The following is a 24,676-nucleotide window of genomic DNA, read 5'->3' on the forward strand; positions in this document are numbered from 1 at the left end:
CGAAATAGCCGTTTTCAAGACTATAGTCAGTTCTGACATTGGGCTGAATGCCTTGGTTCGGTGCAGTTGCTTCATCAAATTTCAGGCACAAAAAAGGGCGACCGAAGTCGCCCTTTTTCTACAGCTTTACAGAACTTAGTTCTGCTTAGCCATTGCCTGGCGCAGCAGTGCCGCCATGGTGGTGTCAGCAGCAGCTTCCGGAGCAGCTTCTTTCAGGCTCTGGATAGCTTCTTTCTCTTCCACTTCGTCCTTCGACTTGATGGAGAGCTGAATCACGCGGCTCTTGCGGTCAACGCTGATGATCTTGGCTTCTACTTCCTGGCCTTCTTTCAGTACGTTGCGCGCGTCTTCAACGCGGTCACGGCTGATTTCGGAGGCTTTCAGAGTCGCTTCGATATCGTCGGCCAGAACGATGATGGCGCCTTTGGCGTCAACTTCTTTCACAGTGCCTTTAACGATGGCGCCTTTGTCGTTCTCTTGAACGTACTCGGAGAACGGATCGCTTTCCAGTTGCTTGATACCCAGGGAGATGCGCTCGCGCTCTGGGTCAACCGACAGGATAACGGTGTCCAGCTCGTCGCCCTTCTTGAAACGACGAACAGCTTCTTCGCCAACTTCGTTCCAGGAGATGTCGGACAGGTGAACCAGGCCGTCGATGCCGCCGTCCAGACCAATGAAGATACCGAAATCGGTGATCGACTTGATGGTGCCGGAGATTTTATCGCCCTTGTTGAACTGGCCAGAGAAATCTTCCCATGGGTTAGATTTGCACTGCTTGATGCCCAGGGAGATACGACGACGCTCTTCGTCGATGTCCAGAACCATAACTTCCACTTCGTCGCCGACTTGTACGACTTTCGAAGGGTGGATGTTCTTGTTGGTCCAGTCCATTTCGGAAACGTGTACCAGGCCTTCCACGCCTTCTTCCAGCTCTGCGAAGCAGCCGTAGTCGGTCAGGTTGGTAACACGCGCGGTTACGCGGGTGCTTTCTGGGTAACGAGCTTTGATAGCAACCCATGGATCTTCGCCCAGCTGCTTCAAGCCCAGGGAAACGCGGTTACGCTCACGATCGTACTTCAGAACCTTGACATCGATCTCGTCGCCAACGTTGACGATTTCGGAAGGATGCTTGATACGCTTCCAAGCCATGTCGGTAATGTGCAGCAGGCCATCGACGCCACCCAGATCGACGAATGCGCCGTAATCGGTGAGGTTCTTGACGATACCTTTGACTTGTTGGCCTTCCTGCAGGGATTCCAGCAGAGCTTCACGCTCGGCGGAGTTCTCTGCTTCCAGCACGCTGCGACGGGAAACGACAACGTTGTTGCGCTTCTGGTCGAGCTTGATGACTTTGAATTCCAGTTCTTTGCCTTCCAGGTGCGTGGTGTCGCGCACTGGACGAACGTCGACCAAAGAACCTGGCAGGAACGCACGGATGCCGTTAACGTCGACAGTGAAGCCGCCTTTAACCTTACCGTTGATAACGCCCTTGACCACTTCTTCAGCTGCGAAGGCTGCTTCGAGAACAATCCAGCATTCAGCGCGCTTGGCTTTTTCACGGGACAGCTTGGTTTCACCGAAACCGTCTTCAACCGAGTCCAGAGCAACGTGAACTTCGTCACCGACATTGATAGTCAGGTCACCAGCATCGTTGTAGAACTGTTCCAGCGGGATCAGAGCTTCAGACTTCAGACCAGCGTGAACGGTTACCCAGCGAGCTTGGTAATCGATATCAACGATAACACCGGTGATGATGGAGCCTGCCTGAAGGTTCAGGGTTTTTAGGCTTTCTTCAAAGAGTTCCGCAAAGCTTTCGCTCATTTTAATTCCTGTTGATAAGGGCGAAGAATACGCCCATCTCCACACCCCAGACGGTGTGGGTCAGTTTCAGTTAAAAGAAGCCACCGCAGGACTATGACTGGTCCCCTGCGGCCTTCTTGATCACCCGGCGATATCGCGAATGGCGATTTCACTCATGATGCGTTCCAGCACCTGCTCGATGGATAGCTCCGTGGAATCCAGCTGTATGGCGTCAGCCGCCGGCTTGAGCGGGGCTACCGCACGCTGGGTATCACGCTCATCGCGTGCACGGATCTCATCTAGCAGACTCGACAGACTAACACCATCGACTTTGCCCTTCAACTGCAAGTATCGGCGGCGTGCCCGTTCCTCGGCGCTGGCGGTCAGGAAAATCTTCAGCGGCGCCTCGGGAAACACCACCGTGCCCATGTCGCGGCCATCGGCCACCAGGCCCGGCGCCTCCTGGAATGCGCGCTGGCGCTGCAGCAGCGCCTCGCGCACGGCAGGCAGCGCGGCCACTTGGGAGGCGCCCGCGCCGATACTTTCGGTGCGAATCACATCGCTGACTTCATCACCTTCCAGAATGATGCGCTGCAACTGACCCTCGGTCGCCGCAATGAACTGCACATCCAGATGGGCGGCAAGTTTCGTCAGCAGCTCTTCGTTGGTCAGGTCCACACCATGGTTGTGCGCAGCGAACGCCAGCAGGCGATACAGCGCGCCAGAATCCAGCAGGCACCAACCCAGGCGCTTGGCCAGAATGCCAGCGATTGTGCCTTTGCCCGAGCCGCTAGGCCCGTCGATGGTAATCACCGGTGCTTTGATATTCACAATTGAGCCTCTTGGGCAACACGGATGCCGACTTGGGCACACAGTGTCAGAAAGTTCGGAAAAGACGTAGCAACATTGGCGCAGTCAAGGATACGAATAGGCGCCGTCGCCCGCAGGGAAGCCACACTGAACGCCATGGCAATCCGATGATCGCCATGGGCATGCACTTCACCGCCGCCCATCGGGCCACCGTCAATGATAAGCCCATCAGGCGTGGGTTCACACTTCACGCCCAGAGCCAACAGACCGTCGGCCATCACCTGGATGCGATCGGACTCCTTGAGGCGCAGCTCTTCGGCCCCGCGTAAAACAGTACGCCCCTGAGCGCAGGCTGCGGCAATAAACAGCACGGGAAACTCATCAATCGCCAACGGCACCAGGGCCTCTGGAATTTCGATGCCCTTGAGCGCAGCAGCACGCACACGCAAATCCGCAACCGGCTCGCCGCCCACCTCGCGCTGATTTTCGAGGGTGATATCAGCCCCCATCAGCCGCAGGATGTCGATCACACCGGTGCGGGTCGGGTTGATACCGACATGCTCCAGCAACAGCTCGGAGCCTTCGGCAATCGAGGCCGCCACCAGGAAAAACGCCGAAGACGAAATATCCCCCGGCACTTCAATACGCGTAGCGGTCAACCCATGCCCCGACGCCAGCGACGCCGTCGCGCCCTGCACCGCCACCGGGTAGCCAAAGCCGCGCAGCATGCGCTCGGTGTGGTCGCGGGTCGGTGCGGGCTCGGTCACCGAGGTTTTACCCTCAGCGTATAACCCCGCCAACAACAGGCAGGATTTCACCTGGGCACTGGCCATGGGCAGTACATAGTTCAAGCCTTTGAGCGATTGCCCGCCACGAATGCTCAGTGGCGGACGCCCGTCCGGCCCGGTCTCGATGATCGCGCCCATTTCACGCAGCGGCTTGGCCACGCGGTTCATCGGGCGCTTGGACAGCGAGGCATCGCCGGTCAGCACGCTGTCGAAGCACTGCGCCGCCAGTACACCGGCCAACAGGCGCATCGACGTGCCGGAATTGCCCACATAGATCGGCCCCGGCGCAGCCTTCAGGCCCTGCAGGCCGACGCCGTGAATGGTCACGCGCCCATGGTGTGGGCCCTCGATCACCACGCCCATGTCGCGAAAGGCCTGCAAGGTCGCCAGGGCGTCCTCACCCTCAAGGAAGCCTTCCACCTCGGTCACACCCTCGGCCAACGAGCCCAGCATGATCGAGCGATGGGAGATCGACTTGTCACCCGGCACGCGGATGCGCCCGCTCAAGCGGCCACCCGGGCTGGCGATGAAGGTCAGATCATCGGTGTTCACTGCGGTTTCCATATAGGCCCGGCGTGCGAGAATCTTGCTGAAATGTTCACGCGCCACCCGTGCCCGGGTGAACACGCCCAGCAGTTGATGGCCGTCTCCCGCATCCACCGCGTCGCGCAAGGCGTCGAGATCACTGCGGAAGGTGTCCAGGGTGCGCAACACCGCTTCGCGATTGGCGAGGAAGATGTCGTGCCACATCACCGGATCGCTGCCGGCAATCCGCGTAAAATCGCGGAAGCCGCCGGCGGCGTAACGGAAAATCTCGAGGTTCTCGTTGCGCTTGGCCAAAGAATCCACCAAGCCAAATGCCAGCAGATGCGGCAAGTGGCTGGTCGCTGCCAACACTTCGTCGTGACGCTCGACCTGCATATGCTCCACATCCGCGCCCAGCTCGCGCCAGAGACGATCCACCACCGCCAACGCCGTGGGATCGGTTTGCGCAAGCGGCGTCAGGATGACCTTATGCCGACGAAACAACTGCGCATTGGAGGCCTCCACCCCGCTCTGCTCGGAACCCGCGATGGGATGGCCCGGCACAAAGCGCGGCGGCATGCCACCAAACGCCAATCGTGCCGCGCGCACCACGTTGCCTTTGGCGCTACCCACATCGGTAAGGATCGCTTGCCCGAGGTCCATGCCCGCCAGTACCGCCAGCAACTTCTCCATGGCCAGGATCGGCACGGCAAGCTGGATCACATCCGCGCCCTGGCACGCAACGGCCAGGTCCGCCTCACAGCGGTCCACCACCCCCAACTCCACCGCCAACGTGCGCGATTGCGGGTCGAGGTCCACCCCCACCACTTCGCCACATAGCCCGCTTTCACGCAGGCCTTTGGCGAAGGAACCACCGATCAACCCCAGTCCGACCACCACCAGGCGACCGATCATAGGCACAGCAGGTTGCAATGCAGTGACATCAACCACGGGCCAGAACCTTGGCCAGCGCCTCAAGGAAGCGGCTGTTCTCAGCCGGCAAACCGATGGTGATACGCAGGTGGTTCGGCATCCCGTAGTTGGCTACCGGGCGTACGATCACACCCTCGCGCAGCAAGCCCTGGAACACCGGCGCGGCCACTTGGCCGAGATCGACACAGATGAAGTTGCCCTTGGACGGAATCCAGCCCAGGCCCAGCTCACGAAAGCCTTCCTGCAATTGCAGCATGCCGCTTTCGTTGAGGCGACGGCCTTCTTCCAGGTATTCGGCATCCTTCACCGCCGCACAGGCGGCCGCCAGGGCCAGGCTGTTGACGTTGAACGGCTGGCGCACGCGGTTCAGCACATCGGCCACCACAGGCGTGGACAAGCCATAACCGACCCGCAACGACGCCAGGCCATAAGCCTTGGAGAACGTACGCGACACCAGCAGGTTCGGGTAGGCCGCAAGGAAATCCAGGCCGTCGGGCAGGTCGCTGCCTTCGGCGTACTCGATGTAGGCTTCGTCCAGCACGACCAGCACATGCTCGGGCACGTCCTGCAGGAATTCGTTCAGTGCCTGCTCGTCAAACCAGGTGCCGGTCGGGTTGTTCGGGTTGGCGATAAACACCACGCGAGTCTGGGCATCGATGGCCGCCAGCATCGCCGGCAGGTCATGGCCCCAGTCCTTGGCAGGAATCACGCGGGCATCTGCCCCCACCGCCTGGGTCACAATCGGGTAGACCGCAAACGCGTGCTCGCTGAACACCGCATTCAAACCTGGCGCCAGGTAGGCACGGCCGACCAGCTCAAGGATGTCGTTGGAGCCGTTGCCCAAGGTCACTTGATTCAACTCGACCCGGCACTTGTCCGCCAGTAGCGACTTGAGGGCAAAACCGTTGCCATCGGGATAACGGGTCAGCTCGGCCAGCTCTTCACGAATCGCCGCCAACACTTTGGGGCTCGGGCCCAGCGGGTTTTCGTTACTCGCCAGTTTGACGATCTTGGACGGGTCCAGATTCAACTCGCGGGCCAACTCGTCCACAGGCTTGCCTGGAACGTAAGGCGAGAGTTGTTGCACGCCCGGCTGCGCCAGGGCGAGGAAATTGCCACTCATGTCAAAGCCTCACAAAACCGCTTTCGGGTAAGAGCCCAGCACCTTGAGTGCCACGGCTTCCTGACTGATCTTCTCCAGCACGCCCTTGACCAGCGGGTCGCGGTGATGGCCGATGAAGTCGATAAAGAACACATAGGTCCACTTACCGCTGCGCGAAGGACGAGTCTCGATGCGCGTCAGGTCAATCCCGTTATCGTGGAACGGCACCAGCAGCTCATGCAGCGCGCCAGGTTTGTTGCTCATGGAAACGATAATTGAAGTCTTGTCGTCGCCGGTGGGCGGCACTTCCTGGCTGCCGATCATCAAAAAGCGCGTGGAGTTATCCGGGCGGTCTTCGATCTTCTCAGCCAGGCGCGTCAGGCCGTAGAGGCCCGCGGCCATATCGCCGGCAATCGCCGCCGAGTTCCACTCACCCTTGACCCGCTTGGCCGCTTCGGCGTTGCTGGACACCGCCACGCGCTCGACATTCGGGTAATGGGCGTCCAGCCACTTGCGGCACTGGGCCAGGGACTGGGCGTGGGAATAGATACGGCTGATGCTGTCGGTCTTGGTGTTTTCACCCACCAGCAGGTGGTGGTGGATACGCAACTCCACCTCACCGCAGATCACCATGTCGTGTTCGAGGAAGCTGTCCAGCGTGTGGTTGACCGCACCTTCGGTGGAGTTTTCCACCGGCACCACGCCAAAATTCACCGCACCGGCGGCGACTTCACGGAAAACTTCGTCGATGGCCGCCATCGGCTTGCTGATCACCGCATGGCCGAAGTGCTTCATGGCCGCTGCCTGGGTGAAGGTGCCCTCAGGGCCGAGGTAAGCCACTTTCAGTGGCTGCTCCAGCGCCAGGCACGAGGACATGATTTCACGGAACAACCGCGCCATCTCTTCGTTGCCCAACGGGCCCTTGTTGCGCTCCATCACGCGCTTGAGCACCTGGGCTTCACGCTCGGGGCGGTAGAACACCGGCACTTCGCCTTCCGCCAGCGACGCCATTTTCACCCGGGCTACTTCCTGGGCGCAGCGCGCACGCTCACTGATCAGCTCCAGGACCTTCTCGTCCAGGCTGTCAATGCGTACGCGCAGGGCCTTGAGTTCTTGCTCAGACATTAGCCGTGTTCCTTCTCGAACTCTGCCATGTAGGCAACCAGCGCATTGATGGCGTGGATGTCGACGGCGTTATAAATGGAGGCGCGCATGCCACCCACCGAGCGGTGGCCCTTGAGGTTCAGCAGGCCGCGTTCGTCGGCGCCAGCCAGGAACGGCTTGTCCAGGCGGTCGTCCGCCAGGCGGAACGGCACGTTCATCCACGAGCGGTCGGTGAGGTTGATCGGGTTGCTGTACAGGCCGCTGGCGTCGATGAAGTCGTACAGGACGCGCTTCTTCTCTTCGTTGAGCTTGCCCATGACCGCCACGCCGCCCTGCTCCTTGAGCCATTCGAACACCAGGCCGGAGAGGTACCAGGCAAACGCCGGCGGGGTGTTGTACATCGAGCCGTTATCGGCCGCGACCTTGTAGTTGAGCATGGTCGGGCACAGCGAACGGGCACGGCCCAGCAGGTCTTCGCGGATGATATTGACCAGGATGCCGCTCGGGCCGATGTTCTTCTGCGCGCCGGCGTAGATCATGCCGTATTTGGACACGTCGATCGGGCGCGAGAGGATGTCCGAAGACATGTCGCACACCAGCGGAACGTCACCGACTTGCGGCACCCAATCAAATTCCAGGCCACCGATGGTTTCGTTCGCGACGTAGTGAACGTAGGCCGCGTCCTTGGTCAGCTTCCACTCGTTCTGACCGGGAATGGCGAAGTAGTCGTAGGGCTTGGCGGTGCCCGCCACGTTGACATGGCCGTAGCGCGAGGCCTCCTCAATGGCCTTCTGCCCCCAGATACCGGTGTCGATATAGTCGGCAGTGCCGCCTTCGGGCAGCAGGTTCAGCGGTAACTGGGCGAACTGCTGGCTCGCACCACCCTGCAAGAACAGCACTTTGTAATTGGATGGGATGTCCAGCAGGTCGCGCAGGTCCTGCTCGGCCTTGTTGGCGATAGACACGAACTCATCGCTGCGATGGCTCATTTCCATCACGGAGAGGCCTTTTCCATGCCAGTCGAGGAGTTCACCCTGCGCACGCTGCAGGACTGCTTCAGGAAGCGCCGCGGGACCGGCACAGAAGTTATAGGCTCTCTTGCTCACATCCAATCTCACTCTGATCTGGTGGGGCTGCAATCATGTCAGCAACGCCCTCGTTCTGGAGCGGACATCTGTGGGAGCTGGCTTGCCTGCGATAGCAGCGCCGCGGTATCACTGAATGACCGAGGCGCCTGTATCGCAGGCAAGCCAGCTCCCACATGGACCGCGTCCAGGCAAAGGGCGCTGTGTTTCATAGGGGACAAACAACAAGGGGGCGAATCTTCATCCGCCCCCTGTGTGTCCGCTTATTCCTGCGGTTCTTCTTCGTCTGCGGCAGCGTCGAGGGTTGGCTCGTCAACGTTGTCATCGCCAGCTGCGATAACCTCGCCTTCGAATTCCTCACCTTCGAGCTCTTCGCCTTCGACTTCCGAAGGCTCCTGCACACGCTCCAGGCCGACCAGTTTTTCGTCCTTGGCCAGCTTGATCAGGGTCACGCCCTGGGTGTTACGGCCCAGGCTCGACACTTCCGCCACACGGGTACGCACCAGGGTGCCCTGGTCGGAAATCAGCATGATCTCCTCGCCGTCGAGCACCTGCACCGCGCCGACGAGACGGCCGTTGCGGTCGTTGCTGACCATGGCGATCACGCCCTGGCCGCCACGCTTGTACTCCGGGAACTCACTGATGGCGGTGCGCTTGCCATAACCACGCTCGGAAGCGGTGAGGATCTGGCTGCCTTCTTCCGGGATCAGCATCGAAATCAGCTTCTGCCCTTCCGGCAGGCGCATGCCGCGTACACCGCGGGCGGTACGGCCCATGGCTCGTACGTCGGATTCCTTGAAGCGTGTGACCTTGCCGCCATCGGAGAACAGCATGACTTCGCGCTCGCCATCGGTGATGGCTGCGGAAATCAGCACGTCGCCTTCGTCCAGTTCCAAGGCGATCAGGCCCACGCTGCGTTGACGGCTGAAGGATTCCAGCGGGGTCTTCTTCACGGTGCCTTTGGCGGTGGCCATGAAGATGAAGTGACCTTCGGTGTATTCCTCGACCGGCAGCATGGTGGTGATGTATTCGTCACTGTCCAGCGGCAGCAGGTTGACCAACGGACGACCACGGGCAGCGCGGGAGGCCTCCGGGATTTCGTAGGTCTTGAGCCAGTACACCTTGCCTTTGCTGGAGAACAGCAGCAGCGTGGTGTGGCTGTTGGCGACCAGCAGGTGAGCGATGTAGTCCTCATCCTTCACGCCGGTAGCCGATTTACCTTTACCGCCACGACGCTGGGCCTGGTAGGCCGCCAACGGTTGGGTCTTGGCATAGCCACCGTGGGAGATGGTCACCACGCGCTCTTCTTCCGGGATCATGTCACCCAGGGTCAGGTCCAGGCGCGCATCGAGGATTTCGGTGCGGCGCACGTCGCCGTATTCGGCGCGGATCACTTCCAGTTCTTCGCGGATCACTTCCATCAGGCGCACAGCGCTGCTGAGGATGCGGATCAACTCGCCGATCTGGTTGAGGATCTCCTGGTACTCGGCCAGCAGCTTCTCGTGCTCAAGGCCAGTCAGGCGGTGCAGGCGCAGTTCCAGGATAGCCTGGGCCTGTTCTGGCGACAGGAAGTACTTGCCTTCACGCAGACCGTATTGCGGGTCCAGGGTCTCGGGGCGGCACGAGTCGGCGCCAGCGCGCTCAACCATCGCGACCACGGCACTGGATTCCCAAGGTGTGCTGATCAGCGCTTCCTTGGCTTCCGACGGGGTTGGCGAGGCCTTGATGAGGGCGATCACCGGGTCGATGTTCGACAACGCAACCGCCTGGCCTTCCAGGATATGGCCGCGCTCGCGGGCCTTGCGCAGTTCGAACACGGTACGGCGGGTGACCACTTCGCGACGGTGACGCACGAAGGCTTCCAGCAGGTCCTTGAGGTTCAGGATGCGCGGGCGGCCGTCGATCAGGGCAACCACGTTGATACCAAACACGCTTTGCAGCTGGGTCTGGGCGTAGAGGTTGTTGAGGATCACCTCCGGCACTTCGCCGCGGCGCAGCTCGATGACCACGCGCATGCCGTCTTTGTCGGACTCGTCGCGCAGCTCGGTGATGCCTTCCAGCTTCTTCTCTTTAACCAGCTCGGCGATCTTCTCGATCAGGCGTGCCTTGTTCAACTGGTAAGGGAGTTCGGTGATGACGATCTGCTGGCGGCCACCGACCTTGTCGATGTCTTCGATGATCGAGCGGGCGCGCATGTAAATGCGCCCACGGCCGGTGCGGTAGGCTTCGATGATGCCGGCGCGACCGTTGATGATCGCGGCGGTCGGGAAGTCCGGGCCGGGAATGTATTGCATCAGCTCATCGACGGTCAGCTCAGGGTTGTCGATAAGGGCCAGGCAACCGTCGATGACTTCACCGAGGTTGTGCGGCGGGATGTTGGTGGCCATGCCCACGGCGATACCGCTGGAACCGTTGACCAGCAGGTTGGGAATCCTGGTGGGCATGACAGCCGGGATCATTTCGGTGCCGTCGTAGTTCGGCACCCAGTCCACGGTTTCTTTATGCAGGTCGGCCAGTAGCTCGTGCGCCAGCTTGGTCATGCGCACTTCGGTGTATCGCATGGCCGCGGCGTTGTCGCCGTCCACCGAACCGAAGTTACCCTGGCCGTCTACCAGCAGGTAGCGCAGGGAAAACGGCTGCGCCATCCGAACGATGGTGTCGTACACCGCAGTGTCGCCGTGAGGGTGATACTTACCGATCACGTCACCGACAACACGGGCAGATTTCTTGTACGGCTTGTTCCAGTCGTTACCCAGCTCGCTCATCGCGAACAGCACACGCCGGTGCACGGGCTTCAAGCCATCGCGCGCATCAGGCAGTGCCCGACCGACAATTACGCTCATCGCGTAGTCGAGGTAGGACTGTTTCAGCTCGTCTTCGATATTGACCGGGAGGATTTCTTTGGCCAGTTCGCCCATGAGAAGCCTGATTCCTTTTTCGGGTGAAACCTCGTCACATCCATTCGGGACGAACGAAGCTCGCCGCTGCCGGCACGGTGCCTGACAACGACTTACGACAAATCAACGAGTTATGACACGGATCTGCACGTTATAGGCCACCCCTCGGGGCAGCCCTGGAAACCGCCGGATGTTATCACAATCGCCGCCACGCACCTATCCCCCTGATGCGCATGGAGGCTAGTAATTTGACGGATGACAGGCTTGAAGGGGACGAGAGGGGCTCAGAGGCGCGATGGTGCTTTTTTGCGAGGGTGGAATGCAGACGTTTTATTGACTTCAAGGGCCAATCGCAGGCAAGCCAGCTCCCACCTTTGATGTGTGAACACCGTTAAATGTGGGAGCTGGCTTGCCTGCGATAGCGCCCCCACAGGCACCGACACCCTCAATGCAGGCGCTTACGGCACATCAACTTGGCCAACTTGGCCACATCCGGCCGCTCCACCACGCCCTTTTCAGTCACGATCACATCAATCAGATCCGCAGGCGTCACATCAAACACAGGGTTAAACGCCGCGACATCCAACCGCTGCCCATCAACCGCCAGCAACTCACCACTATCGCGCTGCTCCAGGGCGACATCATCACCAGTAGCCATCATCAAATCCAGGGTCGAACTCGACGCCACCACCATAAAGCGCACGCCATGGTGCATGGCACACACGGCCAACTGATAAGTGCCGATCTTACTGATCACATCGCCATTGGCCGCAATACAGTCAGCCCCCACCACCACCCAGGTCACGCCTTTGGTCTTGAGGATATGTGCCCCGGCGGAGTCGGCATTCACCGCCACCGGGATGCCCTGGCCCGCCAACTCCCACGCTGTAAGACGGGAGCCTTGCAGCCAGGGGCGGGTTTCATTGACATAGACCTGCTCGACCAGCCCCTCCAGATACGCGGCATGAATCACCCCGAGGGCTGTACCAACGCCGCCGGAGGCCAATGCGCCGGCGTTGCCATGGGTGAGGATCGCCTGGGCATTGCCCTGGTGCTTGCGAATCCGCTCCATACCCAACTGGGCCATGACCACGTTGGCCTCCCGGTCGCTCTCATGGATCGCGACGGCTTCGGCTTCCAGCGCCACCAGCGGGTCGGCGTGCTGCTTGAGGCGGTCGAGGCGGTCGCGCATGCGCTGCAAGGCCCAGAACAGGTTCGATGCGGTCGGTCGGGTATGGGCCAGCAAGGCGTAGTCTTCTTCCCATGCAGCCTGCCAGTCACCACCCTCGGCGATACGCTCGCGGGCGGCCAGGACCAAGCCATAGGCGGCGCAGATGCCGATAGCCGGCGCGCCCCGCACCACCATGGTGCGAATGGCGTCGGCCACCGACTCAACGGTACTGCAGGCCACCCATTGCGTCCGGGACGGCAAAACGCGCTGATCGAGCAGGTGCAGCGCGCCATCACGCCATTCGATGGCCTTCACTTTGTCTGCAGCCAACAGTCGGTCGCGCATCCCTTACCCCGCACTCATGAACAAAAGCCGCCGATTATAGCGATCCGCCAGCCAGGACGCTCGGGTATACTTCGCCCTTCTTTTATAGCTGCCTGGGAAGAAGCCTGCGATGACCTCCACTGCCGCCCCGCTCGACTTGTTGCTGCTGCCGACCTGGCTGGTACCCGTCGAGCCAGCTGGCGTGGTGCTCAAGGAGCACGGCCTGGGTATCCGCGATGGCTGCATTGCCTTTATCGGGCCACGGGACGCGGCGTTGAAGCTCGCGGCGCAAGAGGTGCGTGAACTGCCCGGCATGCTGCTCAGCCCCGGCCTGGTCAATGCCCACGGCCATGCCGCCATGACCCTGTTCCGCGGCTTGGCCGACGATTTGCCACTGATGACCTGGCTGGAAAAGCACATCTGGCCCGCCGAAGCCAAGTGGGTCGATGAAGCGTTCGTGCGCGACGGCACCAACCTGGCCATTGCCGAGCAGATCAAGGGCGGCATCAGCTGCTTCTCGGACATGTATTTCTACCCCAAGGTCGCCAGTGACTGCGTGCACAACAGCGGTATGCGTGCGCAGATCGCGCTGCCGATCCTCGACTTCCCGATCCCCGGCGCCAGCAGTGCCGACGAGGCGATTCGCCAGGGTATCGAGTTGTTCGGCGACCTCAAGCACCACCCGCGCATCAAAATCACCTTCGGCCCCCACGCCCCGTACACCGTGTGCGATGCCAACCTGGAAAAAATCCGGGTGATCGCCGAAGAGCTGGACGCCGCGATCCATATGCACGTTCACGAAACCGCCTTTGAAGTGCAGCAAGCCATCGAGCAGACCGGCGAGCGGCCATTGGCGCGCCTGGCTCGCCTTGGCTTGCTGGGCCCGCGCTTTCAGGCCGTGCACATGACCCAAATCAGCGAAGACGACCTGGCTTTACTGGTAGAAAGCAACACCAGCGTCATTCACTGCCCGGAATCGAACCTGAAACTGGCCAGCGGCTTTTGCCCGGTGGAGCGCTTGTGGCAGGCTGGCGTCAACGTGGCCATCGGCACCGACGGCGCCGCCAGCAACAATGACCTGGATCTGCTTGGCGAAACCCGCACGGCGGCGATGCTGGCCAAGGCCGTGGCCGGTTCGGCCACTGCGCTGGATGCCCACCGCGCCTTGCGCATGGCCACACTCAACGGCGCCAGGGCGATGGGCCTGGACAGCCAGATTGGCTCCCTGGAAGTCGGCAAGGCGGCAGACATCGTCGCTTTTGATCTTTCCGGGCTGGCGCAACAACCGATCTACGATCCGGTCTCACAGCTTATATATGCCACCGGGCGCGATTGCGTGAAACACCTTTGGGTTGCCGGCAAGCCATTGCTCGACGACCGGCAATTGACCCGCATGGATGAACAACAGTTGACCGCCACGGCCATTGCCTGGGGCCAACGCATCAGCGGGCACAGCGAATAACGACGCGGCTGAAGCCTTGGGTTCAACCGCGACACACCGACTTATCAGATTCAGAGGATTCACCATGAGCAACGTCGACCACGCCGAAATCGCCAAGTTTGAAGCCCTTGCCCATCGCTGGTGGGACCGCGAGAGCGAATTCAAGCCCTTGCACGACATCAATCCACTGCGGGTCAATTGGATTGACGAGCGCGTCAACCTGGCCGGCAAGAAAGTGCTGGACGTCGGTTGCGGCGGCGGCATCCTCAGCGAAGCCATGGCCCAGCGCGGCGCCACCGTCATGGGCATCGACATGGGCGAAGCGCCGCTGGCCGTAGCCCAGTTGCACCAGCTCGAATCCGGCGTGAGCGTGGAATACCGCCAGATCACTGCCGAAGCCCTGGCCGAGGAAATGCCCGAGCAGTTCGACGTGGTCACCTGCCTGGAAATGCTCGAACACGTGCCGGACCCGTCCTCGGTGATCCGTGCTTGCTTCCGTATGGTCAAGCCCGGAGGCCAGGTGTTCTTCTCCACCATCAACCGCAACCCCAAGGCCTACCTGTTCGCGATCATCGGCGCTGAATACATCATGAAGCTGCTGCCGCGCGGCACCCATGATTTCAAGAAATTCATCCGCCCTTCCGAGCTGGGTGCGTGGAGCCGCCAAGCCGGGCTGACCGTCAAGGACATCATCGGCCTGACCTACAACCCGCTGACCAAGCACTACAAGCTGGCCAACGATGTTGACGTCAACTACATGATCCAGACCCTGCGCGAGGAGTAAGCCTGTGAAGTTGCGAGCGGTTCTCTTCGACATGGACGGTACCCTGCTGGACACCGCGCCGGACTTTATCGCCATCTGCCAGGCCATGCGCGCCGACCGTGGCCTGGCGCCGATCAACCCGCAGCACATCCGCGATGAAATTTCCGGTGGTGCGCGGGCGATGGTCGCGGTGACCTTCTCGATGGACCCGGAGTCGCCGGGTTTTGAGGAACTGCGCCAGGAATTCCTGGAGCGTTACCTCAAGGATTGCGCAGTCCACAGCAAGCTGTTCGACGGCATGGCCGAGCTGCTGGAAGACATCGAGAAAGCCAAGTTGATCTGGGGTGTGGTCACCAACAAGCCGGTGCGCTTTGCCGAACCGATCATGCAACGGCTGGGCCTGGCCGAGCGTTCGGCCGTGCTGATCTGCCCGGACCACGTGAAAAACAGCAAGCCGGACCCGGAGCCGATGATTCTGGCGTGCAAGATGCTCGACCTGGACCCGGCCAGCGTGCTGTTCGTGGGCGATGACCTGCGCGACATCGAATCCGGCCGCGATGCTGGTACGCGCACGGCGGCGGTCACCTATGGCTATATCCACCCGGACGACAACCCCCGCCACTGGGGCGCGGATGTGGTGGTGGATCACCCGCTGGAATTGCGCAAGGTGCTGGATAACGCCCTGTGCAGTTGCTGATGGTTCGAAGCAATGTGGGAGCTGGCTTGCCTGCGATAGCGGTCTGCCAGCCAGCACATTTGGCGACAGGTCGTCCGCCATCGCAGGCAAGCCAGCTCCCACAGGATATGGATTCCACTTCAAGAGCTGTATCACCTTGAAATTTGTCGAGGCTATTTATGTTTGATTACTCTGCCCCTCCAGAACTGCTCAAAGGCCGGATCATCCTGGTAACCGGCGCCGGTCGCGGGATTGGCGCGGCAGCGGCGAAGACCTATGCCGCCCATGGCGCCACCGTGCTGTTGCTGGGCAAGACCGAAGCCAACCTGGCCCAGGTGTATGACGAGATCGAAGCCGCCGGCCACCCACAGCCGGTGGTGATCCCGTTCAACCTGGAGACCGCCCTGCCCCATCAATACGATGAGCTGGCAGCGATGATCGAAAAGGCATTCGGCCACCTCGACGGTTTGTTGCACAACGCCTCGATCATCGGCCCGCGCACGCCCATCGAGCAGTTGTCCGGCGAGAACTTCATGCGGGTGATGCACGTCAACGTCAACGCGATGTTCATGCTGACCAGCACTTTACTGCCGTTGCTCAAGCTGTCCCAGGATGCGTCGGTGGTATTCACCTCCAGCAGCGTCGGGCGCAAGGGCCGTGCTTATTGGGGTGCCTATGGCGTGTCCAAGTTCGCCACCGAGGGGCTGATGCAAACCCTGGCCGATGAACTGGAAGATGTGGCCGCAGTGCGCGCCAACAGCATCAACCCGGGCGGCACCCGCACCAGCATGCGCGCCCAGGCGTACCCAGGGGAAAACCCGATGGAAAGGCCGGCGCCGGAAGAGATCATGCCGGTGTACCTGTACCTGATGGGGCCGGACAGTGCGGGCATCAATGGCCAGGCCTTCGATGCGCAGTAAGCCCTGACACACCGCAAAACAAAGGTGGGAGCTGGCTTGCCTGCGATAGCATCACCGCGGTGTCACTGAAGCACCGAGGTGTCTGTATCGCAGGCAAGCCAGCTCCCACATTGCTTTGTGGTGTACTCAAATACTCAGTTTTTGACCACTTCCTCAAGGGTGAAGCGCCCCAACGGGTTCTGCAGGAAGTTGCTTACGTTCTTGCGTGAGATGTTGATGTACGGGCTGTAGTACAGGTCAATCCAGTTCACATCCTGTTTGGCCAGTTTCTGCAACTCCACATACATTTGCTCACGCTTGGCCGGGTCTGCCTCGATCCGCGCAGCCGCCACCAAGGCCTTGACCTGGTCGTTCTTGTAGCGGGTCATGTAGTTCTGGTTGGTATCGTGGCCCAGCACGAAGGTGGTTTTCTGGTCGGGGTCGAGGATGTCGTTGGTCCAGTACATCACCGAAATATCGTACTCACCGTCTACCAGCATCTGCCAGCTTTGGGTCGGGTCGACTTTTTGCAGGTTGGCGGTCACACCGACCTTGGCCAGCTGGTCTTTGATGATCACCGCGATCTGCTCGTCGGCCTCGTTGCCGGCGTTGACCACGTAGTTGAGCTTCAAATCCTGGGCACCTGCAGCGGCCAGCAGCTTCTTGGCTTCGGCCGGGTCGTACGGGCGTTGCAGATTGTTGGCGTAGTGGTACAGCGAGCCCTTTGGAATGTAGGAATAAGCCACGGTGCCTTGACCGTAAGTAACGGCTTTGACCAGCGATTGCTTGTCGATGGCCATGTCCAGGGCCTGGCGCACTTGCGGCTTGGCCAACAAGCCGTGCTCGTGGTTGATCAACAGGTGATCTTCACGGGTGGACGGGTCGGCGTGGATCACCACGTTCTGGTCTTTTTTCAGTTCTTCGACCCGGGAGAACGGCACGAAGATCGCCGTGTCGAGTTCGTTGTTCTGCACCATGCGCATGCGCGTGTTGTCATCGGTCACCGACACCCATTCCACGCCGTCCAGGCTCACGCTGCCGGCCTGCCAGAAATTCGGGTTTTTCTTCAGGATCACGCGGTCGCCCTTGCGCCACTCGTCCACGGTAAACGCGCCGGAGGTCACCGGGTTTTCCGAGTAGGCGTCTTCGCCCATCTTGGTCATGGCTTTTTCCGACAGGATCGACACCGTTGGCGACGCCAGTTGCGAGAGGAAGGCCACCGCCGGGGTTTTCAAGGTGACCACCAGGGTCTTGGCATCGCTGGCCGTGGCGGTGTTGATCAGGCTGAACGGGTCGCTCCACAAGGAGGCCTTGTTGTCGCGGATGCGCAGCAGGCTGAATGCGGCGTCGGCGGCAGTGATCGGCGAGCCGTCAGAGAACTTCGCCTCGCGCAGCTTGAAGGTGTAGGTCAGGCCATCCTTGGAAATGTCCCAGCTTTCGGCCAGGCCCGGTTCCATTTTGGTGCCCAGGTTATCCACGCGCACCAGGGTGTCGTAGACGTTGGCAAATACCCAGGTGTCGCGGTTTTGCGCGCTTTTGATCGGGTCGAAGGTGGTGCTGTCTTCACGGCAGCCGATGGTGAGCACACCGGCGGCCTGTGCCAGGCCGGCGGTCAGCGACCAGGCCGTGAGGGTAGCGGCGGCGAGCAATTTCAAGTGGCGCGAGTGCATATCACAACTCCTTGTTAATGAATGGCAGAAGGTCAAAGCAAAGGGTCTTCAAGCACGCAACTGTACCGATGCTCGTGCAGGAAATGGGTGGGGGGCAATACCGAGGAACACTTGGCTTGCGCATACCGGCAACGCGGGTGAAAGGCACAACCAGTCGGCAGATTCAGCGGGCTCGGCGGTTCGCCGGGCAATGGCTGCGCAGGCAATGGCCGGTGCGGATCGATCTCCGGGATGGCCTGGATCAGCGCCGCCGTATACGGGTGACGCGGCGCGGTGAACACCGCTTCCACCGGGCCTTCCTCGACGATCTTGCCAAGGTACATCACCGCCACGCGGTCGCACAGGCGTCGCACGATGGCCAGGTCATGGGCGATAAACAGGATCGCCAGGTTCATGCGCTGTTGCAGTTCCAGCAGCAGGTTGATGATCTGGCCCTGGATCGACACATCCAGCGCCGCCACACATTCATCGGCAATGATCAGGCGCGGCTCCACCGCCAGCGCCCGGGCGATACCCACGCGCTGGCACTGGCCGCCACTGAGAGAGCCGGGCTTGCGTGAAGCCAGCTCAGGACGCAAGCCGACCAGTTCGAGCAACTCATTCACACGCTCAGGAATCTGCTGCGCCGCCACCTTACCCTGCACACGCAGTACCTCGGCGAGGGTTTCGCCAATGCTGTGCCGTGGATTGAGTGCGGCGTAGGGGTCCTGGAAAATCATCGCGGTTTCATGCCGCAGCCGGGCAATGTCGATGGCGCTGCCATGGGCCATGTCGATACCGTCGAACAACACCTGCCCGGCGCTGATCGGGTTGAGGTGCAGAATTGCCCGGCCCAGGGTGCTCTTGCCACTGCCGGACTCGCCCACCAAACCCAGGGTTTCACCGGCAGCGAGGTTCAGCGACACCCCGTTCACCGCCCTCACCCACTGGCGGTTGAGGCCCAGCAGGCCGCTGCCGGACGCGGCAAAGCGCACTTCCAGATCCTTGAGCTGTAACAAGCTCATGGGCGCGCTCCCAACGGGTAGTGACAGGCCACGCGTGCGCCCTGGGGCAGCAACTCGGTGCACAAGGCGCCTGCCTGCGGGCAGCGCGGGTGGAAGCGGCAGCCGTCGGGCAATGCATCGAGCAACGGCGGCTGGCCAGCAATGGTGCGCAACAACGCATGCCCGCTGCTGTGGGCCGGCTGGCAGTCGATCAGGCCTGCGGTATACGGATGTTGCGGTTGGGCCAGCAGTTCGTATTTGCTGCCGTGCTCGCACAGGCGCCCGGCGTACATCACGGCGATGGCATCGCAGGTTTGCGCCACCACGCCCAGGTCATGGGTGATCATGATGATCGACAGGCCACGCTGGTCGCGCAGGTCGAGCAACAGCCGCAGGATTTGCGCCTGCACCGTCACATCCAGGGCCGTGGTCGGTTCGTCGGCGATCAACACCTTCGGGTTGCAGCCCAGGGCCACGGCAATCATTGCGCGCTGGCGCATGCCACCGGAAAACTCATGGGGGTAGTTGTCGACCCGGGCCTGCGGATCGGGAATCCCGACCTGACGCAATACCTCGATCGCCTGCAAGCGCGCGTCTTTTTTCGACGCACCTTGATGCAGGCGGATGCCCTCGGCGATCTGCTCACCGATACGCATCAGCGGGTCCAGGTGGCTGCTGGGGTTCTGGAAGACCATGCCCAACTGCCCGCCGCGCACGGCGCGCATACCGGCATCATCCAGTGCCAATAAGTCCTGGCCGGCCAACTGCACCGCGCCGCCCTGCACCCGCAGGTTGGGCGATGGCAACAGACGCATCAGGCCGCGACAGGCCATGGTCTTGCCCGAACCGCTCTCGCCCACCAGGCCGAGGACTTCACCCTCGGCCAGGTCGAAAGACACCCGGTCCACCAAGGTGACCTCACGCCCGGCGTTGTTGGCGATCACACTGAGGTCGCGCACCTTCAGCAGGCTCATGAGCGCTCCCCCAATACCTGCGCAACACCATCGGCCAACAGGCTGAAGCCCATGGCCAAGGTCACGATGGCCAGGCCCGGAAAGGTGCAGATCCACCAGGCGGTGGTGATAAAGGCTTGCCCCTCGGCCACCATCGTCCCCCATTCGGCGGTCGGTGGTTGCACCCCCAGGCCCAGGTAACTGACGGCGGCGCCGTTGAGCAGCACCAGCACCGCGTCGGACATGGAAAACACGATGGAGCCAAACAGCGCATTGGGCAGCAAATGCCGGAACAGAATGCGTCCATGGCCAAAGCCCAGGCTCTTGGCGGCCAGGGCGAACTCGCTTTCCTTGAGCACCAGGATCTGCGAGCGAATCAGGCGCGCATACGACACCCAGCCCACCAGCGCCATGGCGATGTAAAAACTCTGTAAGCCCGGCCCGAGGATGGCCATGATCGCCAGCATCAGCACCAGGAACGGGAACGCCAGCACCACGTCGATCACACGCATGCAGACACTGTCGAAACGCCCGCCGATATAACCCGAGACCGCACCGATAAAGGTGCCAATGATGAAAGGGAAGATCACCCCGATAACCGCCAACTGCAGGTCGATGCGCGCACCCCAGATCACCCTCGACAGGATGTCCCTGCCGTAATTGTCCGTACCCAACGGATGGGCAAGGCTGGGGGCCAGCAAACTCATGCCGGTGTCCTGCGCGATGGGGTCATAGGGCGCGACCCACGGCGCAAACAGCGCCAGGGCCAACCACGCGAACAGGATCAACAACCCCCATGCGGCGGTCAGTCGGCCATTGCGAAAACCAAAGCGCAGGCGCAAGCGCCATGGGGCCATCAGGGGGCGACTGCTCATTGCATCTTCACCCGTGGGTCGAGGGCCACTGTCACCAGGTCAGCCATGAAGTTGACCACCACCGTGGCACAGGCCAGCACCATCGCCACGCCCTGCACCACCATGTAGTCACGGGTGAAAATGCCGCGCACCAGCAACTGGCCGATGCCTGGAATCGCGAACAGGCTTTCGATGACCACCGTGCCGCTGATCAGCCAACCGATGTTGACCGCCAGCAGGTTGACCGCCGGCACCAGAGCGTTGGGCAGCACATGCCGGCGAAACACCGCGCCTTCCGACAGCCCGCGTGCGCGTGCGGCGGTGACGTGATCCGCCTGCAATTCCATCAACATGCTCGCCCGCAGGTTACGCACCAGCACCGCCGACAGCGCCAGGGCGATGGTCAGGCACGGCAAGAGCATGTGGTGCGCCTTGTCCAGCCAGGTGCGCCCGTAACCAGACACCGGGAACAAGCCCCATTTCACGCTGAGCAGCAGGATCAGCATCAACCCCAGCCAGAACGCCGGCATGCCCAGGCCGACCGTGGTGAACACGCGGATCAGCTTGTCTGCCCAACGGCCTTGCTGGCGCGCCGCAATCGTTGCCAGTGGCACCGCTATCAACAACGCGAGCACCACGCTGCCCAGCACCAGCACCAGGGTCGGCTCGATCCGGGTGACGATCAGTTTCAGGGCGTCGACCTTGTACAGCAGCGATTGGCCGAGGTCGCCCTTGAGCAGGTTTTTCAGGAAGTAAAAGTATTGCAACCACAAAGGCTGGTCGAGGCCGAACTGGGCGCGGATCTTCAGCAGCGCATCCGGCGTGCTGCGCGAACCCAGCAAGGCGCGCGCCGGGTCGCCAGGAATCGAGCGCACCAACACGAAGGTGATCAGGCTGATGCCCAGCAGCACCGGCAGCAATTGCAGGGGCCGGGACAACACAAAACGGTAGCGCGCCAGGTTCATGCGTCAGTCTCGGTGGCGAGCGAGGAAGTCCAGCAGCACCGGGAAGTACGCCTGCGGCTCCTCGTAAAACGGCATATGACTGCTGTTGGGGAACACATGCAACTCGGCGTGGGGTGCTGCTAGTTTCATGCGCATTGCGCAAGCGGGGGTAAGTTCGTCATGTTGGCCGGTGGTGATCAGGATCGGCATCGTGAACTCGGCCATTTCCTTGAGGCGGTTCCAGTCCTTGAGGTTGCCGATATAGAGGAACTCGTTGGGGCCTTGCATGGTTTCGTAAGGCCCCATGTTCCAGTCGCCCAGGGAGCGCTTGACCGGCTCCGGCCATTCGTCGAGCCGACACACGTGGCGGTAGTTGAGCAAGGTGATGGCGGCCTGGTACTGCGGGTGGTCGAGGGTGCCCATGGCTTCGTGGCGTTGCATCATGGCCACGGTTTCGCTGCCCAGGGCGCCGCGCAGGCGCTCCAGCTCCTGGGACAGGTGGGGAATGTCGCCGACGGTGTTTTCCAGGATCAGGCTTTTGAGCGCACCGGGATAATGCACGGCATATTCGATCCCCAGCCAACCGCCCCAGGAGTGCCCGAGCAAATGCACGCGGCCCAGGCCCAGCGCCTGGCGCACGGTCTCGACTTCTTCGACATAACGGCGGATTTCCCACAGTGCGGCATCGGTCGGTCTGGCTGATGCGCCTGTGCCAAGCTGGTCGAATGCAACCACTCGCAGGTTATGTGCTTTGAGCCAGCCATGGGCGTCGCGCAGATAGTCACACGGCAGGCCCGGCCCGCCGTTGAGACACAGCAGCACCTCATCGCCTTCGCCAAAGCTGTAGACCACGAGGTTATGGCCGTCGACTTGCACGTTGTATTGCTGGTCGGGGGCAATTTCACGCCACATGCATACATTCCTTGTGTTGTATCGGCCTGGCGGGTAGCGGCCGTTTATCAGGTCAACACTACCGAGGATGCCGTGCGTCCATAACCTAGTATTTCTTATAGGTTTGGCCTGGCAGTCCTTCGCCGGGGCGTGGCATTCTACTTGCAGCAAGTCGAGATTCAAATGAATTCGGGAGCAGAACGGATGCTGGCCAAGCTGACCGCCTTCAATAATCGCCTCATACCGGGCAGGAGCCTGGATGAACAGATGGACAATACGTTTATCCTGGCCCAACAACTGGGCTTCGATGCGCTGGTGTATGACTACAGCCCGGTGCCCATCGATCTCAACGGCGCACTGATCACGCCTTCGCTGTTGCAACTGCGCAACACACCGGCCGACTGGCACGCCTTATGGTGCAGCGAAGGGTTTTACCAGATCGACCCGGTGCAACACCTGGCATTGAGTTCGGTATCACCGTTTGTCTGGTCCTATGAGGCGAAGACAGAGACCGCCCTGCAAAAGATCATCGACCCGTGCCACGCTCCCGTTTCCTCCTACCTGCATGAACGCCAGCTGACCTGCGGCGTCAGTGTGCCGATTCATCTGCCCAAGGGCGGTTTTGCCTCGCTCACCGGCTTACGCACCGGCAAGGCGCGCACGGTATTGAAGGACGCCCAACATACGCTGGCCGATTTCAGTCTGATTACCCATGCCCTCCAGGAAGCGGCGTACCCGCTGTTCAGCAAGGAGGTGCGGGCTTATCCGCACATCCGCCTGACCAAGCGCGAGCGCGAATGCCTGAAATGGGCGGCAGAAGGCCTGACCGCCGCTGAAATCGCCACGCAATTGAGCCGCTCCCTGGCAGTGGTCACCCTGCACCTGGCCTCGGCCATGCACAAACTGGGGGCCAAAAACCGTGTTCAAGCGGTGGTTCGAGCCACCCATTACCGCTTGCTGGAAGATTGAGCTTTCGGCAAAAACCTATCTGTTTTGCTAGTTACCTAAACTTTTTGTTCAGACTATCGTAACCCTGATCCTTTTTTTCAGAGCAGGGTACGAAATGGAATTCATCGAAAAAGTTCGCGAAGGCTACGCGCCCTTTGGCGCCTATCAGACCTGGTATCGCGTCACGGGCGACCTGAGCACAGGCCGCACGCCCTTGGTGATCATCCATGGCGGCCCGGGCTGCACCCACGATTACGTCGACGCCTTCAAGGACGTCGCCGCCAGCGGCCACGCAGTCATCCATTACGACCAGTTGGGCAACGGCCGCTCCACGCATTTGCCGGAAAAAGATCCGTCGTTCTGGACCATCGGCCTGTTCCTCGACGAGTTGAACAACCTGCTGGACCACCTGCAAATCAGTGAAAACTACGCGATCCTCGGGCAATCCTGGGGCGGCATGCTCGGCAGCGAACACGCGATCTTGCAACCCAAAGGCCTGCGCGCGTTTATCCCTGCCAACTCGCCCACCGGCATGCGCACCTGGGTCAGCGAAGCCAATCGCCTGCGTAAGCTGTTGCCTGAAGGCGTGCACGAAACCCTGCTCAAGCACGAGCAGGCCGGCACCTACCAAGACCCGCAATACCTCGCGGCCTCTCGGATTTTCTATGACCAGCATGTGTGCCGGGTCAACCCGTGGCCCGAAGAAGTGGCACGCACCTTCGCCCAGGTGGATGCCGACCCGACGGTGTACCACGCCATGAGCGGCCCGACCGAATTCCACGTGATCGGCAGCTTGAAGGACTGGAATGTGATCGGCCGCCTGTCAGCCATCAAGGTGCCAACCCTGGTGATTTCCGGTCGACATGACGAAGCCACACCGTTGGTGGTCAAGCCGTTCCTGGATGAGATAGCGGACGTGCGCTGGGCACTGTTTGAAGACTCCAGCCACATGCCCCATGTGGAAGAACGCCAGGCATGCATGGGGACGGTGGTGAAGTTTCTGGATGAGGCGTGTTCGTTGCCGCACAAAGCCCTCAAGGCCGGCTGAATCCCTGTGGGAGCTGGCTTGCCTGCGATAGCACCGGTGAATTCACCATCGCTATCGCAGGCAAGCC

The 24,676-nt window shown here is 61.1% G+C and carries 20 protein-coding genes; 6 read left to right on the forward strand and 14 right to left on the reverse strand.

Annotated elements, in window-relative coordinates; genetic code table 11:
- Window positions 1–135 precede the first annotated feature (135 nt).
- The 8 genes from rpsA to mtnA form a co-directional block, all read right to left on the reverse strand.
- Complete coding sequence (rpsA, locus tag AC4PS6_RS04540) at window positions 136–1,821, reverse strand: 30S ribosomal protein S1 (protein ID WP_003189774.1); 1,686 nt, start codon at window positions 1,819–1,821, stop codon at window positions 136–138.
- 120 nt (window positions 1,822–1,941) lie between these two features.
- On the reverse strand, window positions 1,942–2,631 hold the full coding sequence (gene cmk, locus AC4PS6_RS04545) for a (d)CMP kinase (protein ID WP_003189772.1): 690 nt from the start codon (window positions 2,629–2,631) through the stop codon (window positions 1,942–1,944).
- A complete protein-coding gene (locus tag AC4PS6_RS04550) occupies window positions 2,628–4,838 on the reverse strand; it encodes a bifunctional prephenate dehydrogenase/3-phosphoshikimate 1-carboxyvinyltransferase (RefSeq protein ID WP_233098553.1) in 2,211 nt (736 codons plus the stop codon). The genes cmk and AC4PS6_RS04550 overlap by 4 nt, the downstream gene beginning before the upstream one ends.
- 28 nt (window positions 4,839–4,866) lie before the next feature.
- Window positions 4,867–5,979: a histidinol-phosphate transaminase gene (gene hisC, locus AC4PS6_RS04555; protein WP_003189769.1), complete on the reverse strand. Its 1,113-nt coding sequence runs from the start codon at window positions 5,977–5,979 to the stop codon at window positions 4,867–4,869.
- 9 nt (window positions 5,980–5,988) lie between these two features.
- The gene (gene pheA, locus AC4PS6_RS04560) at window positions 5,989–7,083 is read right to left on the reverse strand and encodes a prephenate dehydratase (protein WP_003172650.1); all 1,095 of its coding nucleotides are present in this window, start codon (window positions 7,081–7,083) and stop codon (window positions 5,989–5,991) included.
- Window positions 7,083–8,168, reverse strand: a complete 1,086-nt coding sequence (gene serC / locus AC4PS6_RS04565; RefSeq protein ID WP_492180713.1) for a 3-phosphoserine/phosphohydroxythreonine transaminase — start codon at window positions 8,166–8,168, stop codon at window positions 7,083–7,085. Before serC ends, pheA begins: the two co-directional genes overlap by 1 nt.
- Before the next feature lie 242 nt (window positions 8,169–8,410).
- Window positions 8,411–11,065, reverse strand: a complete 2,655-nt coding sequence (gene gyrA, locus AC4PS6_RS04570) for a DNA gyrase subunit A (protein WP_014717617.1) — start codon at window positions 11,063–11,065, stop codon at window positions 8,411–8,413.
- 424 nt (window positions 11,066–11,489) lie between these two features.
- Complete coding sequence (gene mtnA / locus AC4PS6_RS04575) at window positions 11,490–12,560, reverse strand: S-methyl-5-thioribose-1-phosphate isomerase (protein ID WP_336827327.1); 1,071 nt, start codon at window positions 12,558–12,560, stop codon at window positions 11,490–11,492.
- A 109-nt stretch (window positions 12,561–12,669) separates the two neighbouring features.
- Between mtnA and AC4PS6_RS04580 the strand changes: the two genes are divergently transcribed.
- From AC4PS6_RS04580 to AC4PS6_RS04595, 4 genes are all read left to right on the forward strand, one after another.
- On the forward strand, window positions 12,670–14,001 hold the full coding sequence (locus tag AC4PS6_RS04580) for a TRZ/ATZ family hydrolase (RefSeq protein ID WP_019820640.1): 1,332 nt from the start codon (window positions 12,670–12,672) through the stop codon (window positions 13,999–14,001).
- 64 nt (window positions 14,002–14,065) lie between these two features.
- A complete protein-coding gene (ubiG, locus tag AC4PS6_RS04585; RefSeq protein ID WP_003189760.1) occupies window positions 14,066–14,764 on the forward strand; it encodes a bifunctional 2-polyprenyl-6-hydroxyphenol methylase/3-demethylubiquinol 3-O-methyltransferase UbiG in 699 nt (232 codons plus the stop codon).
- A 4-nt stretch (window positions 14,765–14,768) separates the two neighbouring features.
- Window positions 14,769–15,440: an N-acetylmuramic acid 6-phosphate phosphatase MupP gene (gene mupP, locus AC4PS6_RS04590; protein ID WP_003189759.1), complete on the forward strand. Its 672-nt coding sequence runs from the start codon at window positions 14,769–14,771 to the stop codon at window positions 15,438–15,440.
- A 158-nt stretch (window positions 15,441–15,598) separates the two neighbouring features.
- Window positions 15,599–16,339: a YciK family oxidoreductase gene (locus tag AC4PS6_RS04595; protein ID WP_014717613.1), complete on the forward strand. Its 741-nt coding sequence runs from the start codon at window positions 15,599–15,601 to the stop codon at window positions 16,337–16,339.
- A 134-nt stretch (window positions 16,340–16,473) separates the two neighbouring features.
- On the opposite strand, the gene AC4PS6_RS04600 is transcribed toward AC4PS6_RS04595, so the two are convergent.
- From AC4PS6_RS04600 to AC4PS6_RS04625, 6 genes are read right to left on the reverse strand one after another with little or no spacing between them, the layout of a single operon-like run.
- On the reverse strand, window positions 16,474–17,988 hold the full coding sequence (locus AC4PS6_RS04600) for an ABC transporter substrate-binding protein (protein WP_014717612.1): 1,515 nt from the start codon (window positions 17,986–17,988) through the stop codon (window positions 16,474–16,476).
- A gap of 32 nt (window positions 17,989–18,020) precedes the next feature.
- Window positions 18,021–18,992, reverse strand: coding sequence for an ABC transporter ATP-binding protein (locus AC4PS6_RS04605; RefSeq protein ID WP_336827326.1), 972 nt, complete (start codon window positions 18,990–18,992; stop codon window positions 18,021–18,023).
- The gene (locus AC4PS6_RS04610; protein WP_336827325.1) at window positions 18,989–19,945 is read right to left on the reverse strand and encodes an ABC transporter ATP-binding protein; all 957 of its coding nucleotides are present in this window, start codon (window positions 19,943–19,945) and stop codon (window positions 18,989–18,991) included. The genes AC4PS6_RS04605 and AC4PS6_RS04610 overlap by 4 nt, the downstream gene beginning before the upstream one ends.
- On the reverse strand, window positions 19,942–20,799 hold the full coding sequence (locus AC4PS6_RS04615; protein WP_019820647.1) for an ABC transporter permease: 858 nt from the start codon (window positions 20,797–20,799) through the stop codon (window positions 19,942–19,944). Before AC4PS6_RS04615 ends, AC4PS6_RS04610 begins: the two co-directional genes overlap by 4 nt.
- Window positions 20,796–21,743, reverse strand: a complete 948-nt coding sequence (locus AC4PS6_RS04620) for an ABC transporter permease (RefSeq protein WP_003189752.1) — start codon at window positions 21,741–21,743, stop codon at window positions 20,796–20,798. Before AC4PS6_RS04620 ends, AC4PS6_RS04615 begins: the two co-directional genes overlap by 4 nt.
- A gap of 3 nt (window positions 21,744–21,746) precedes the next feature.
- Window positions 21,747–22,634, reverse strand: a complete 888-nt coding sequence (locus AC4PS6_RS04625; protein WP_019820648.1) for a proline iminopeptidase-family hydrolase — start codon at window positions 22,632–22,634, stop codon at window positions 21,747–21,749.
- Between the two features lie 183 nt (window positions 22,635–22,817).
- On the opposite strand from AC4PS6_RS04625, the gene AC4PS6_RS04630 reads away from it, so the two are divergent.
- Together AC4PS6_RS04630 and AC4PS6_RS04635 are read left to right on the forward strand one after the other, a co-directional pair.
- Complete coding sequence (locus tag AC4PS6_RS04630) at window positions 22,818–23,582, forward strand: LuxR family transcriptional regulator (protein ID WP_019820650.1); 765 nt, start codon at window positions 22,818–22,820, stop codon at window positions 23,580–23,582.
- A 94-nt stretch (window positions 23,583–23,676) separates the two neighbouring features.
- On the forward strand, window positions 23,677–24,609 hold the full coding sequence (locus AC4PS6_RS04635) for a proline iminopeptidase-family hydrolase (RefSeq protein WP_336827324.1): 933 nt from the start codon (window positions 23,677–23,679) through the stop codon (window positions 24,607–24,609).
- The last annotated feature ends 67 nt before the right edge of the window (window positions 24,610–24,676 follow it).

It is taken from the genome of Pseudomonas sp. DW-iso17 (assembly GCF_058725345.1).

Coding starts and splice junctions, on each gene's coding strand:
- AC4PS6_RS04635 (WP_336827324.1), top strand. CDS start 23,677: ATGGAATTCATCGAAAAAGTTCGCGAAGGCTACGCGCCCTTTGGCGCC.
- AC4PS6_RS04625 (WP_019820648.1), bottom strand. CDS start 22,634: ATGTGGCGTGAAATTGCCCCCGACCAGCAATACAACGTGCAAGTCGAC.
- AC4PS6_RS04615 (WP_019820647.1), bottom strand. CDS start 20,799: ATGAGCAGTCGCCCCCTGATGGCCCCATGGCGCTTGCGCCTGCGCTTT.
- AC4PS6_RS04620 (WP_003189752.1), bottom strand. CDS start 21,743: ATGAACCTGGCGCGCTACCGTTTTGTGTTGTCCCGGCCCCTGCAATTG.
- rpsA (WP_003189774.1), bottom strand. CDS start 1,821: ATGAGCGAAAGCTTTGCGGAACTCTTTGAAGAAAGCCTAAAAACCCTG.
- mtnA (WP_336827327.1), bottom strand. CDS start 12,560: ATGCGCGACCGACTGTTGGCTGCAGACAAAGTGAAGGCCATCGAATGG.
- pheA (WP_003172650.1), bottom strand. CDS start 7,083: ATGTCTGAGCAAGAACTCAAGGCCCTGCGCGTACGCATTGACAGCCTG.
- AC4PS6_RS04630 (WP_019820650.1), top strand. CDS start 22,818: ATGCTGGCCAAGCTGACCGCCTTCAATAATCGCCTCATACCGGGCAGG.
- ubiG (WP_003189760.1), top strand. CDS start 14,066: ATGAGCAACGTCGACCACGCCGAAATCGCCAAGTTTGAAGCCCTTGCC.
- AC4PS6_RS04595 (WP_014717613.1), top strand. CDS start 15,599: ATGTTTGATTACTCTGCCCCTCCAGAACTGCTCAAAGGCCGGATCATC.
- gyrA (WP_014717617.1), bottom strand. CDS start 11,065: ATGGGCGAACTGGCCAAAGAAATCCTCCCGGTCAATATCGAAGACGAG.
- AC4PS6_RS04605 (WP_336827326.1), bottom strand. CDS start 18,992: ATGAGCTTGTTACAGCTCAAGGATCTGGAAGTGCGCTTTGCCGCGTCC.
- hisC (WP_003189769.1), bottom strand. CDS start 5,979: ATGAGTGGCAATTTCCTCGCCCTGGCGCAGCCGGGCGTGCAACAACTC.
- AC4PS6_RS04580 (WP_019820640.1), top strand. CDS start 12,670: ATGACCTCCACTGCCGCCCCGCTCGACTTGTTGCTGCTGCCGACCTGG.
- AC4PS6_RS04610 (WP_336827325.1), bottom strand. CDS start 19,945: ATGAGCCTGCTGAAGGTGCGCGACCTCAGTGTGATCGCCAACAACGCC.
- AC4PS6_RS04600 (WP_014717612.1), bottom strand. CDS start 17,988: ATGCACTCGCGCCACTTGAAATTGCTCGCCGCCGCTACCCTCACGGCC.
- AC4PS6_RS04550 (WP_233098553.1), bottom strand. CDS start 4,838: ATGATCGGTCGCCTGGTGGTGGTCGGACTGGGGTTGATCGGTGGTTCC.